The sequence below is a fragment of the Enterobacter sp. BRE11 genome, from assembly GCF_031844285.1.
Classification (GTDB): Bacteria; Pseudomonadota; Gammaproteobacteria; order Enterobacterales; family Enterobacteriaceae; genus Pantoea.
Map to the genome: position 1 here is coordinate 37,359 of NZ_JAUZUX010000021.1, position 12,174 is coordinate 49,532.

The following is a 12,174-nucleotide window of genomic DNA, read 5'->3' on the forward strand; positions in this document are numbered from 1 at the left end:
GTTGCTGTGATCGTGTTTTCCGCTGGCGCGATTGTTCAATGAGGCGGGATTTAAACCCGCATGCCGTCGCAGCCCATCGCTGGCCGCCTGCGTCAGTTCGCAGACAAGGCTTTCGCCCGTGGATTGCGTCTCCACTTCTCGTACGGTGTGTTAAAGCGATCACCACAACTAAAAGAGCACTACCGCGTTTCTGCCGCCCCATCCTGGCTTTTGGTACTGCAACGGCTGCGAAAATTGTTTTGCATGCCAGCGCTCTTTCAGTTGTGTGCTTCGTACGTGAAGCAGACGGCCGGTTACGGTTTCGGCTCCTGCCACCAGCCAAATTAGCCAGAAAACAGGACGACGCCTGGTGTTGACGTGTCGGTAATGAGCACTGGTGCTACAGCTCCGGAAAATGAGCGCCGTTGCCGTTGCGAATATCACTGCTTCGCACCAGATACCCATTTGTGAGCGCGCTGGACGCTGTGTTAATCCGCCAAACGCCAGGAAAACGGAAGATGGCCAGCACGCTCACAAATGAAGATCCCTTACGAGGATCAGGCGGGAACATGTTTAAGCCTCACGGGGCGTTCTATGCGCGGGGTAGTCCAAAACCGCGTTCACTGCCGTGACAGGAGGGGCTACATGCCGTTCACCCTTCTCATAACACACCCGGAAAAGGTAAAACCGGGGGCGGCCCGTTACGAACTGGTGCATGGGGCTGAATTTGTACCGGCGGCGGATTTAACAACTTCTGCCCTCGGCCTCTTCGCTACTCATGCTGAATTTGTGCCGGTGCATAATCCGGCGCGGGCATTTAAGCGTCTGGTCAACCTGCCCGCTTGCATCACAAAGGTAGGAAAATACCTGCCAGACTTGCAGTGCGTTTGCCTCGCCGTTAGTTCTCCCGATCTAACCGTGAAAGCACCTTAATGCGCTCACGGTTAAACCTGAAAAAAAGCCCGCAGACTAGCGGGCATAAAAATCTACCACTCAGCATTAAACGCACTCTGGAATACGCTTAAAGCTGACGTTCCTAAAAAGCAGGCTAAACAAAAACTTATCGTCTAGCCCGGATGGAAGTAGGGATTGTAACCACGCCTCTGGAACGAGGAGAAATGTACACAATCGCCCGAAAACAATCAAAATAAAATGGTAATTTATTTTAGATTTACCATCTTTGTTTCTGTGTGGTTTGTTAGGGAGATTACCGGCGCTTTACCGTCTGGTTTTTGATGTTCTCAATGTCGCCGTTGCGCTTCGACCAGTCGATACACCAGCTGTTAACGGCCGCGCGGATCTCCGCTACTGTCGCCTCGCTAATCCCCTTCACCTTCGCCAGCTCGCACGGCAGCTCACCGCCCACGTCCGCCACGGTTTCATAGCCGGCTTTGGTCAGCGCGGTGAGCGCGCGCGCCGGTATAGCGAGCTCCGATGCCGGCGCGGCTTTGCCATCCAGGATGCGCTTATGCAGGATTGGGAAGTCCAGCGCCAGTCGCTTCATGATGCGCTCATGCAGTTCGTCGTTAATGGCCGTATCCCACATGCCCTGCAGCTCCGGCAGCACACGGAATACCGGATTGCCCCATATGCCCGGCACCACGTCCATTGCCAGCATGACGGCCGTGCGGATCTGGAAGTGGAAATTGGCGGTCTCGATGGAGATATCCTTGATGCCGTGAAACACACTCAGGCCGAAATGGAAGTTGTAGATGTAACACCCGACGTCGCCGCTGCCGTCGGGCAGCTGCAGCAGGAACTGAACAACATCCTCGCGGCCGTCGTGAAACTCCACGCGCTCTTTGAGGTGGTCATAAAGCGCTGTGGTCTTAATCAGATCCTGCGTAATTTCACCGCGCTGGCGGCGCTCTTTACCCACTTCTTTGTCCGCGATGTTCAGCTTGCCCTGCAGCTCCTGACGTAAGGCACTCTCCTTTTTACGGTCCGCACGCATCTGAGAAATGGTCTTGTCGCGGTCCAGAATGTCTTTCGCCATCTTCTCCGGGTAGCGCCTCTTGTAGCGGGCAAACTCCAGATCCAGCGTAGTCAGCGCCAGCTGTGAGGTTGTCAGCGCAGACTGCAGCTGGTCATGCTTGTTGTTGGCGTTAATAGCGAGGTTTTCCGCCTCCATTGCGCGGGAATTTGCGGCCTGCACCGCTTCCTCAATGGCGTTCTGCGCCTCCTGGCGGATGTGCGCAATCTCTGCATGAAGCGCAGAGTGACTGGCCAGCTGCTGCTGCGCGTTCTCCAGCATGTCCACCAGCGCATTGTAGGTATCGGCTTCATGATTCAGGCGCACGCCAAAATCAATCTGCAGCTGTTCCAGCGCGGAGATACAGTTATTCAGCACGCGTCGATCCAGATCGTCCAGTTTCAGACGCTTGTCAATCATGGCCAGCTGGCCAAAGGCGCTTACGAACGAGGCGTGGAGGACTTCATCGCTTACAGGACATTCTGACGGCTGCTGCAGAGAAAGGGATGCGGACATAATTTACCTTAGAATCGGGATTACAGTTGCGGCAGATTCTAACGTGAAATTATCCACTGTCTATTTATTTGTTTAGAATTATCGTTTCTGTTTGGAAGGGTGCAGCGGGCTGGCAGAGGCTGATGCCCCCGCCAGTGGAGATTTAGCGGATTAACAAGTACACGCCGGCCAGTGCGGCGAAAGTGACGAAAATTAGCGAGGCTTGCATGAGTTTGATCATAGGGCTGACCTGGCCCGTTTCGTACTCTTTCTGCGTCATGTGCCCCAGGTGGCTCTGTGAGACCAGTACCGCGTTTTCATCAAAGCCCAGCGCCTCGCGCACCTGCTCCAGGGCCGGACGTGAGACCTGGCGAACGGGCAACTTGATGACGCCGGATCGCATTTTGCCGTTCTCGCCGGCAAAACAGACCGTGTAATAGTGCAGCCGGCTGTGCTGACCCATCACCTGACCTCTTCCCAGTCGTTGATCTCAAAATCCGGCAGGCCCGGCACATAGGGCTGCGTGCTGCCGTTGGCCAGAAAGAGGTTCAGGGGCAGCGTATCACCGCGCTTACTGTCAGCCTTTGCTTCAGCCATGACAAAATGCCCCACTGGCCACCCGGCACGCCGCACGGCCAGATTCAGGTTTTGGTTCAGGCGGTTCATGGCGTCGTTATAGCTAAAATACTGCCCCGCCCTTACGCCGCACTCAATGGCACCGATTCCAATTTTGCCTAAACCTTCAACCTGTGCCGTTGTCATGCCTGCGCGTCCCTCTATAAATGATTTTCGTAAAATGTAACTAATGCCCTTCATGCCGCCGTAATAATTCAGCGTGCGCTCGCTCATGCCGCTCTGCGTCATGAAGTCCCCCTTCGGCACTTTTAACATGCCAGTACTCAAAGCCATTTCGGCAAAAACCGATAGCCCCGTGCCTAAGCTCTGGCGCGTCTTGGAGCGACGCGCATAGTGCTGAAACGTAGGGCACCCGGTAAAAAAATTCGCATCAAAAAGCACTTATTCACTCCAGAACTCGTCATTCTCATGCGCTGGCATACCTTCGCCAGGTCTCAGCGCCACATACTGCTTAATTACTCTGATCGTTTCGTCCGGTGAAAAAGACAGCAGAACATAAAAGCCCTGTGCGGCGAGGCGACGCATCCATTCCACCTGCTTCTCTGCAGGCATACGCTTCCCGTGCTTTTGCTCGATGCGCATCCCGTGATAGACGCCTGCGGGGATTTCCAGGCCCATATCCGGGTATCCGCGTTTAGCGCCTTCTGCCTCAATGGCGGCAGCTGTCGCTTTTAAACGGAATCCTCCGTTTGGTATGGCATAAAGGTGTTCGTAGATGTGGCTGTCAGAACGGTGGAAATGGTCGAATATCTGGACCTGATCGTAATGTTCCTGCTTGCCTTTGCGCTTTTCAGGTTTTTTTGCGAGGGCCGCAAGTGCTATCGCGTGGGCGGATAACGCTTTAACCGGTGCTAACCAGTCAAGTGCCTTTCCTGCACGACCGGGCTTTTCTGGAGCCACCTGCTTCCCTGACTGACTGCGCGTTTTTTTCTTTTGACTGTAGGAGTGATACCACTCTTCACTAACACGCATGTCCTGAGTTGATCACCAATGATTATGTATTCTAAAGAGGTTTGTTGTTGGGGGGTATTTTTAACGCTCGGGCGTCAAAAAACAAGCCTGTAACTTACTTCTTTCTAAAGATAGTAAATACAGGCTTTTATCGGATTAGCGGTGCGCGAGATATACGAAGTAAAGGCTAAAAATTACGCCGATTGTGCTGAGGCAAAGTGTCACAAATTTGCCCAAAGTATTAGATATAGAGCCGTTTTCTTCACCAGCAGACTGAGTAACGCTGGAATTAACAAAATCGCGCTGCGCAAAACTTTTCATGTTATATTTTCTCTGTTGTGTACAGGGGCGCACGTCGCCAAACAGAGCCCCTGTAATTTGTGAAAGCCCGGCCTTATGGTCGGGCTTTTTCATTTGTGCTGCTTAAACTGCGCTGTGAAATCTAAATGGTTTAACTATTTCAGTCAACTTATTACTAAAGTTTTTGTCATTTTTCGTGCGTGGCGCGGCTTAAGCGCCGTTTTTCAGGCGCGTAATGGCTTCGTCCAGAGCCACATACCAGCTCATTTTATCTAGCTCCCGTAGCCGCCTGACGCGCTCCTTTGTGTAGGGATTAATCACCCATGCCCACGTATCTTTGTCCTCAGCGGCGTACACGTAAAATACGCCCAGGGTCCGGTTAAACTGCAGCAGTGCGCCCGCTGCACTGACATAGTGCTCAATTTCCTCTTGCTTGATGTGCTTATTAATTCGTGGCACGGAAACTCCTAAAGTCTGCGCTTCTCAATGGATTCGTCATAACTGACGTATAAATACGGCTCCGTATCGTCCGCTGATTGCATAACGGGCAGCAGGTGGGCCGCACTGTACACTGCATCGTTTTCCGTACGATCGTCGGCATACAGGTGCGCTGCTATGACCGTCAGGGCTGGCCGGGACAGTGAGTATATTTCGGCTACATCGCTTTCGACTACCTGCCCAAATTTAGTAATAGCATGTTCCAGAAGGAGAGTTTTAACTGCGGGCCACCATGGCCCGAACGCCCGATAAGCAAACCGGTTACTGCCTGCACGCTTGACCAGGTTTTCCAGATAATTCGTAACGTAGGCTTCCTCCGTGCGGCCGTCCAGGGCAAGCGGCAGCAGGCTTTCGATGTAGGATTCAGTCGGTTTAATGGTGTCGATCAATGTCGTCATGTCAGACGGCCCTTTCGGGCCGCTCCTTATTCAGTTGGCGTCAGGCGTTTTCAATATCGGCGCGCAGCGCGTCGAGATCGTGTGAGGACGGGATAAGCCACGCGGGCTGCGTAAATTCATTGCCGGCAACCGGATCTTCTTCAAAGTTCCAGAATTTCGCGCCGTACTTCTCTTTCATCAGGTCGCGCACCTCTTTGCGCTTCAGTACCGGCTTATCGCTGGTGTCTGTCAGCACATAGGCGCCGCCCGCGGGGAAGTCGATCTTGAAAGTGCGGTTTCGCCATTTGCGCGAGGCCACCAGCTCCAGCTCGTTTTTCAGTACCTGGAAGCCCGCCGCCTGCTTCTGCGTTTCGGTTGTGCGCACCACGGCGGCCGCGCTGGCGGCCTGGACCGCTGCCGCCTCCCGTCGCGCCGCCAGGTCTGCAGGTGAAAGTTTGCCGGTCATCAGGGCTTTGTAGTCCTGCCAGGTAGGTGCCAGCTGGCTGTATTCCCCTTTCTCCATGCGCTCAAGGTGTGCGTAGATACTCGCAATGTGCCCTTTAACGAGGGTGGAGGAAGTGAAGGTTGCCGCGTTGATTTCAGACTCAGCCAACGCCCCCAGCGTGACGCCGGCGCGCATGTAGAGCGCAGCAGAGGAATCCGCCACGGTTGCCGCGTTATCGAGATCGGAGAAAACACTCCATTTTGACTGGTCCAGCAGCGTGGCGATGGCTGCCTGAACGCTTTCCGGCGTCTGAGCGGTGAACTGGCTCAGCGCGGCAGCCGCATAGTGCTCTGCCAGCGATTTGATGGCCAGCAGCTTGCCGTCAGCCAGCGCGGTGCGCAGCTGGTCGTACATGGCCTCATACTCGCGGGCATTGGAGAAGCCTTTCATGGCATCGCGGAATGCGCGCAGGCCGATAACAGAGCGCCAATACTGGCGCACATCCTGAATGCCCAAGTAGTAAGCGCGCGCCTCTTTATCGGTTGCGCCGGCAACGGTGCGCCCTTCTGAATCGGCCGCCTCAAAATCAGCCACCAGCTTGTTAAAGGCCTTCACGGCATCATCCATGCCCGCCTGCGCGCCATAACTTTGCATGGCCAGATCGTACTGCCCGCCAAACGCCGCTTTAAAGACGCCCTGCGCGGAATAGGTGCCCTTCAGGACGCTGTATTGGTACAGCTCGCGCTTCAGCTGCTCGTCGTCGTGGTCAGGGTAAATCCAGGCCTCAGCTTTGATGGTGTCGGTTGCGGCGATCCCCTTACTGAGATAGGTCAGCTGCAATGCGCCGGCGTCGTCGCGGTACAGCCAGGCATCGGCCTTCACGTTCATTACGCCGGCGCGAATAGCGGCGTAAAAGTCAGCGCGGCTCAGCTTGTCTGTCAGCGCCACCGGCTCAATACCTTTCGCGGCCAGCTGCAGCATTCTTGCCTGGTCCAGAGTGATATCCACGCGATCGCCAACGTGCGCAGCTGGCATTTCGGTAAACGTGCCAATCTCCGGCCCCCAGTAAGAGCGCAGCGGCTTGTGGATCAGCTCCACCTCGACGGTACCCTTCTCCGGGAAGAATTTACGGATCAGGAAAACGCCTTTATCGCTGAGATCGTCGTCCAGCAGGATTTCGTAGCACGCACCGATGCGCACCAGCTGGCCACCGGTCAGCCTCATGTACTGCTCAGGTGCGCGCAGCACGTCAGAATCGACTTCCAGCGCGCCCGCTTTAATGGCGCGCTCTACTTCCCCGCGTGAGCGTTTGATGGTGCTGGCGGCGCTTTTAGAGCGCGTCAGCGCCTTACGCGCGGCATTGAGCTCCTGCTCCAGCTTCTTCTGCTTCTCCAGGCCAGAGCGCAGGCTGGCGCGCGCTGTGCGGCGATCCTGTCCGCGCCAGTTATCAGCCGACCGCTTACCGTACAGCTCCACTTCGCGGTTATAGGCCGCCTCAGCGTCTGACACTGCCTGTCGCAGCTCGTCGATCTGCCCGTTTATGGCGTCAAAAGCGTCTGATAATTCGGAAATGCTCGCTTCCAGAGTCTCAACCGGCGTTGCGGCTGCTACGCTTGCCTTCAGATAGATATCCAGCGCCGCAGTGGCTTCACGTTCGGCCTGCTGGCGCTCGGCTTCACGTTTCGCTTTAAGCTGTGCATCCACGCGCGCGCGGCGCTCTTCAGGGTTAGCGGCCAGCAGCAGGCTTTGCTCTTCCTTCGACTCCACATCACCGTTTTTGATACTGGAGACGCTGGATTTCATCACGTCGTTGATCCAGTTCTTCTTACGCTGCAGTGTTTCCAGGCGGAACTCGTCAAATGAGCCTTTGCCGCAGTAGTAGTGCACGCGCATGCTGTCGCGCTCGGACCCCACGCGGGCGCCGCGCCCGTTTCGCTGATCGATACTCGCCGGCGTCCACGGCAGCGTCAGATGGTGCGTGTCAGCGGTGCCTTTGTGCAGGTTGATCCCGACTTCAGCCTTTTTGTTGCAGATGATTATCGGCGTACGGCCCTCGTTGTAATCGGCGGCGATACCTTCCATCCCGGCAAGTGACGCATCGCTCAACGCGGCCTGGTAATCTTCATAGCGCGCCAGCTCCTGATAGTATTTATCCCAGGCTCCATCCTTAAAGCTGCCGTCCGCTTTTTCCACCGGCTCCACCGGCTTTTTAACCGGCTTCACTTTCACGCCGGAGGCTTTGGCCACCGTTGTCGCGTTGATGATGCCGATCTGCTGCTCCTGCAGACCCAGCGCACTGGCGATAATGCGGCGCAGCTTGTTGTGCTGTGTCTTTTCATCCATGAAGATGATCTGCTTACCGTCCGGCAGGCCCGTTTTCAGGTTCTCAATCAGTGCGGCGTACTTCGGCGGTACCGGGTGAGAGACGTTTTGCATATCGATGCCGGCAGCAGCGATGGCATCCAATACCTGCTGCTCCAGCGTGTCACTAACCACCAGCTCCACGACGCCCCCGCGGTTCTTCAGCGTGGTTTTCACCACTTTGCTGGTGCGCGTATCGGTCAGGCCGGTTTCAGCATCTTCTGCCGTCTCTTCGTCGTCGCTGGCCAGCAGTTCGCCGCCCGCCTCGCCCGGCAGAGCGCGTGCCACCTGCTTCGCCAGTTCCACGTCCTCCTCACGGAAGCGGAACGTCATGGCGGAGCGGTACAGGTCCGGATCAATGACGACCTTATCCATGTCGCGGATAACGGAGAAAATAAAGTCATCATCGTTCTGGACGATAGATACCGTGCCGTCGCCATTGTCCTGCAGGCTTTCTTTCTGTCCGATGCGGCTGGCGCGCTGGCGCAGCTCTTCGTACAGCACCTGCTGGTCACGCGTCATCGGCACACCCACGGTCTTTTCATCCAGGCCCGGGATCTTCACGCTGTCTTTCACATCAGCGGCAGATTTGAGCGTGGTCCATCGATGGAAGATGCCGCGCAGACCATCCAGGTTTTTAAAGCCCACCAGCCCCTGCTTATCTTCCAAATCGCCGGAAATCTTCTGCACCGTCACGGTTTCGGTTTCACCAAACACGCGCACAAAGTCATCCGGCGTCAGGATGCCCATTGCCTTCCATTCATCCAGCGACACGACGTGCGACAGCATGTTGAAGGCGTCAATCGGGGAGTTAACCAGCGGAGTTGCGGTCAGCATAACCACGCCGCGCCCGTTGTACTTCTTCATCATGTACTGGCTTTTGACGGCCATATCGCGGGCGATTTTGGACACTGACGGATTAGGCAGGTACGCCAGCTGGCCCGCCTCGCGCCCGGCGCTGTGCGAGTTGCGGTAGTTATGGCCTTCATCTGCGATCACGCTGTCAAAGTGCATATCCTCAAAATACGGGATCTGGCTCTTTTTCTTCGTGCCGGTGTCAGCGGCTTTATCGCGGAGTTTGTTGCGCGAGGTGGCGGCGCGGTGCGTGGACTTCATCAGGTCCGTGCGGCCATTCTCGATCTGGTTAAAGACTGCCTGGCTGGAGTTTTCCTCAATCGTCTCCGGGCGCAGCGGGATATCACCAAACTGCTCTTTGGTCATCACCACAGCACGATAGTTGGAGACCGGGATCATGTTCATGCGCTCCAGCACGGTCGCGGCAGCGGACTCTTTCACCACGTTGCGCATTACCGGATTGCCGTCTTTATCCAGCTTCTGCTCGTTGTTTTCGTCGCGCTCCGGCGCCTGCATGATCTGGCCATCTTCGCCGCGGACTTCATCCAGCCCCACAAAGAGGATGTTCTGGAAGGCCTCGGCGCTGTAGAAGCCCTGCGCTTCGTGGTACCAGTTCTGCAGCACCGCTTTTGGTACCACGTAAACCGTGCGCTTACTGCGCCCCACCTCGTAGTTGTAGGCTTCCAGCGCCAGCGCCGTTGTCGTTTTGCCCAGCCCGGTACCGAACCCCATGATGCCGCGGCCATCTTCCGAAAGGCGGCGTACTTCGGCGTTCTGGTAGCTCAGCGGGATACGCTTTCCGCTGATCTGCTGCAGGCCCAGCGATGCAGACGAATGTTCAAACGGCACATAGCCATTAAACGCGTCGTTGTAGTCATCAACGACGTTGCCCACGTCCGGATGCGTGCGCAGCCAGTCGTTGAAATGGGCTTCCAGGTCGCTGATGCGCTTCAGATAGACGTTCGCGTTAACACCGCGTGGCTTCACGCCATTGAGGTAGTTCTCCAGCTGGTTGTAGAAACCGTCTTTGTAGCTGGCGCGCTTAAACTCGGTTACACCGCCTTTGCTGGTGACAGATCGCACCTGATAGCCAGAGAAAACGCCGTCTTTGCCCGCGTAGTTGTCCTCAGCGGTCAGGTAGCCGTTTTCGTTTTCCAGATCCTGCGTGTATTTGAAGTCATCAAAGCCCTGCTCAATCAGAAATTCTTTGATCAGGCGGCGGTCCAGCCAGCGGGCGTTGAGGTTAACCGTAATGTCCTCAATCGGCGTGTGCTTGCGCTTGGCGTTGATGGTCTCCAGCTGGCGAACATAGTTCTGTTTCTGCGGGCCGTCCTGCGCGGCGTCGATCATCGCCGCCAGGCGGGAAATCTTACCGCGGATGTTGCCGCTCGTGGCGCGCGCCATTGGCGTGACGTTGCCGTTTCCATCGAGCGCGATTTCCGGGAACGTGGCCAGATAGGCCAGCAGCGCGTCATCGTCTGCCGGCAGCTCCCCGGTGAAGGCCTCGCGGAATGCAGCCAGCGCCACCGGCACAAGGTCAACATCGCTAAAGAGGTGCGCTACCACCTGCTCAGGATTGGCGAAATACACCGCCACGGCCTCAGAGCGGTCTATGGTGCCGGTCAGCAGCGCCGATAAATCGCCTTCGCGGGACACGTTGGCCTGAAAACTCAGCCAGCCTTTGGCGCTGGCGTCGGACAGCCCGGCCAGCTTCAGGCCTTTCGGCGTGCCGTACTGTGCAACCTCTTCGCTTACCAGCCGCGCGGCATCCGCGATGATGCCGCTGGCGTCGCCACCCAGCATCTGCGTGTTCAGCGCGTCGTTAATTCGCAGGCCAATGATGGAGGCGCGCATTACCCGCCAGCGGTGCCCCGGCTTCTGCTGCATGGCAAACCGGATTGCCGCGTGAATGCGATCGTCAAACAGATGCGGATATTCAACGCTGGCTTCATACAGCGCGCGGCTGTCCAGCGAAAGCATGCCGTTGATTGTGCGCGTTTTCGTCTGAAGGTCGCCAAATGACGCCACGCCGAACCGGCTTGCGTCGATCCCGCTCGATGCCGTGGTCGCGTCTTTGATGAACCGTGTGCCGTCGAAGGTATGCCAGACGCCCGCCATCAGGCGCTTATCGCCCTCAACCGGTGACTGCCAGACAGCAGCCGGCGTGCCCAGCCGGTCCCAGTCGATACGGCTGTCAAAACGGCGCGACAGTGCCGCCTTCATCGCTGCGTTGGTCAGCTGGCCATCTTTCTTCACCACCAGGATGTTGTTGAAGTCTGACCGCTCAGTTTCGCCATGAACAAAGCGGCGGTCCTCCGTTTCAAACCACTTACCGCGGATGAACGTTGGCCAGAGCACATTTGCAGCTTCAAGCGACTGTTCATCACTGTCATGCACCAGCTGCGTCAGCGCCTCGGTGTGCTTGCGCAGCACCCAAACGTCTACCACAGTGGCGGTACCGCTTTCGGCAAAGGTGCCGGACGGCATGCGGTGCGCTCCCAGGAACTCAGCCACGCGGGAAACGCGATCGCGCAGCTTTTTGTTGTTGCCGCCGCCGTCGGTCATGCCGTTTGGCACCACCAGCACCACCAGCCCGCCAAACTTCACCTTATCGATGGTGCGCATCACAAAGTAATGGCCGACGTTGGTTTCATCCCGGTACGCCGGATCGAGCTCCGCAAAGCCGGTGCGGGAATCGCCAAACGGCACGTTGCCCACAGCGTGATCGTAACTGTTATCCGGCACCGAAGCGGCCAGCTTCTCAAAAGCGCCCAGGCGCACGTCATCTTCCGGGTGCAGCAGCTGGTTAATGCGTCCGGACGTGTCTGAGATTTCGGCCGACGTCATCATTGCGCCGGCGGGCTTGGTTTCCTGGAAAACGCCAGTTCCCGCGGACGGCTCCAGCATATGCCCGCCGGTAATGCCGTAATCGGAAAACAGATCCCAAATGCCCTCCGCCATAAACGGCGGCGTGTAGTACTCATACTGGCTGCCACCGCCCCCTTCCAGACCACCCTCACCGCTGTAGCCGGCGAGGATACGGCGTTGTTCGTCTGTGAGTTTGTTGCCATCAAAGCCCTGCGGCAGCGAGTTAAGCAGCTTTACCGCGGCGTCGTTCGCATTGCGGCGCTCGCGCTGCAGGCTGACGCCTTCCTGTTTTGTCACGCCAAACGCCACGACGGTTCGCTGTTTGTGGAGTCGCATGACCAGCCGGATCAGATCCTCGACCGACCCCGCCTCCTGTACAGCCTTATTAGCCGATATTTCCACCGATAACCCTTATCTTCAGATTGCACAAAGCCTAT

The 12,174-nt window shown here is 56.8% G+C and carries 9 protein-coding genes; 1 reads left to right on the forward strand and 8 read right to left on the reverse strand.

Annotated features, from left to right (window positions below):
• Window positions 1-624 precede the first annotated feature (624 nt).
• Window positions 625-912: a hypothetical protein gene (locus Q9R34_RS19340; protein ID WP_485895836.1), complete on the forward strand. Its 288-nt coding sequence runs from the start codon at window positions 625-627 to the stop codon at window positions 910-912.
• 274 nt (window positions 913-1,186) lie between these two features.
• On the opposite strand, the gene Q9R34_RS19345 is transcribed toward Q9R34_RS19340, so the two are convergent.
• From Q9R34_RS19345 to Q9R34_RS19380, 8 genes are all read right to left on the reverse strand, one after another.
• Entirely contained in the window at window positions 1,187-2,467 is a 1,281-nt protein-coding gene (locus Q9R34_RS19345) for a hypothetical protein (protein WP_485895838.1), read from the reverse strand.
• 142 nt (window positions 2,468-2,609) lie between these two features.
• Window positions 2,610-2,909, reverse strand: coding sequence for a hypothetical protein (locus Q9R34_RS19350; protein WP_485895840.1), 300 nt, complete (start codon window positions 2,907-2,909; stop codon window positions 2,610-2,612).
• Window positions 2,909-3,463 carry a hypothetical protein gene (locus tag Q9R34_RS19355; protein WP_485895842.1) on the reverse strand — a complete coding sequence of 185 codons (555 nt, stop codon included), beginning with the start codon at window positions 3,461-3,463 and terminating at the stop codon, window positions 2,909-2,911. Before Q9R34_RS19355 ends, Q9R34_RS19350 begins: the two co-directional genes overlap by 1 nt.
• Entirely contained in the window at window positions 3,464-4,054 is a 591-nt protein-coding gene (locus Q9R34_RS19360) for a PDDEXK family nuclease (protein ID WP_485895844.1), read from the reverse strand.
• 135 nt (window positions 4,055-4,189) lie between these two features.
• Complete coding sequence (locus Q9R34_RS19365) at window positions 4,190-4,447, reverse strand: hypothetical protein (RefSeq protein ID WP_485895846.1); 258 nt, start codon at window positions 4,445-4,447, stop codon at window positions 4,190-4,192.
• Between the two features lie 96 nt (window positions 4,448-4,543).
• Entirely contained in the window at window positions 4,544-4,792 is a 249-nt protein-coding gene (locus tag Q9R34_RS19370) for a hypothetical protein (protein ID WP_485895848.1), read from the reverse strand.
• An 8-nt stretch (window positions 4,793-4,800) separates the two neighbouring features.
• Window positions 4,801-5,229, reverse strand: coding sequence for an olxA (locus tag Q9R34_RS19375; RefSeq protein ID WP_485895850.1), 429 nt, complete (start codon window positions 5,227-5,229; stop codon window positions 4,801-4,803).
• Window positions 5,230-5,269: 40 nt separating this feature from the next.
• The gene (locus tag Q9R34_RS19380; RefSeq protein ID WP_485895852.1) at window positions 5,270-12,139 is read right to left on the reverse strand and encodes an SNF2-related protein; all 6,870 of its coding nucleotides are present in this window, start codon (window positions 12,137-12,139) and stop codon (window positions 5,270-5,272) included.
• Window positions 12,140-12,174: the final 35 nt, after the last annotated feature.

Coding starts and splice junctions, on each gene's coding strand:
- Q9R34_RS19340 (WP_485895836.1), top strand. CDS start 625: ATGCCGTTCACCCTTCTCATAACACACCCGGAAAAGGTAAAACCGGGG.
- Q9R34_RS19345 (WP_485895838.1), bottom strand. CDS start 2,467: ATGTCCGCATCCCTTTCTCTGCAGCAGCCGTCAGAATGTCCTGTAAGC.
- Q9R34_RS19350 (WP_485895840.1), bottom strand. CDS start 2,909: ATGGGTCAGCACAGCCGGCTGCACTATTACACGGTCTGTTTTGCCGGC.
- Q9R34_RS19360 (WP_485895844.1), bottom strand. CDS start 4,054: ATGCGTGTTAGTGAAGAGTGGTATCACTCCTACAGTCAAAAGAAAAAA.
- Q9R34_RS19365 (WP_485895846.1), bottom strand. CDS start 4,447: ATGAAAAAGCCCGACCATAAGGCCGGGCTTTCACAAATTACAGGGGCT.
- Q9R34_RS19375 (WP_485895850.1), bottom strand. CDS start 5,229: ATGACGACATTGATCGACACCATTAAACCGACTGAATCCTACATCGAA.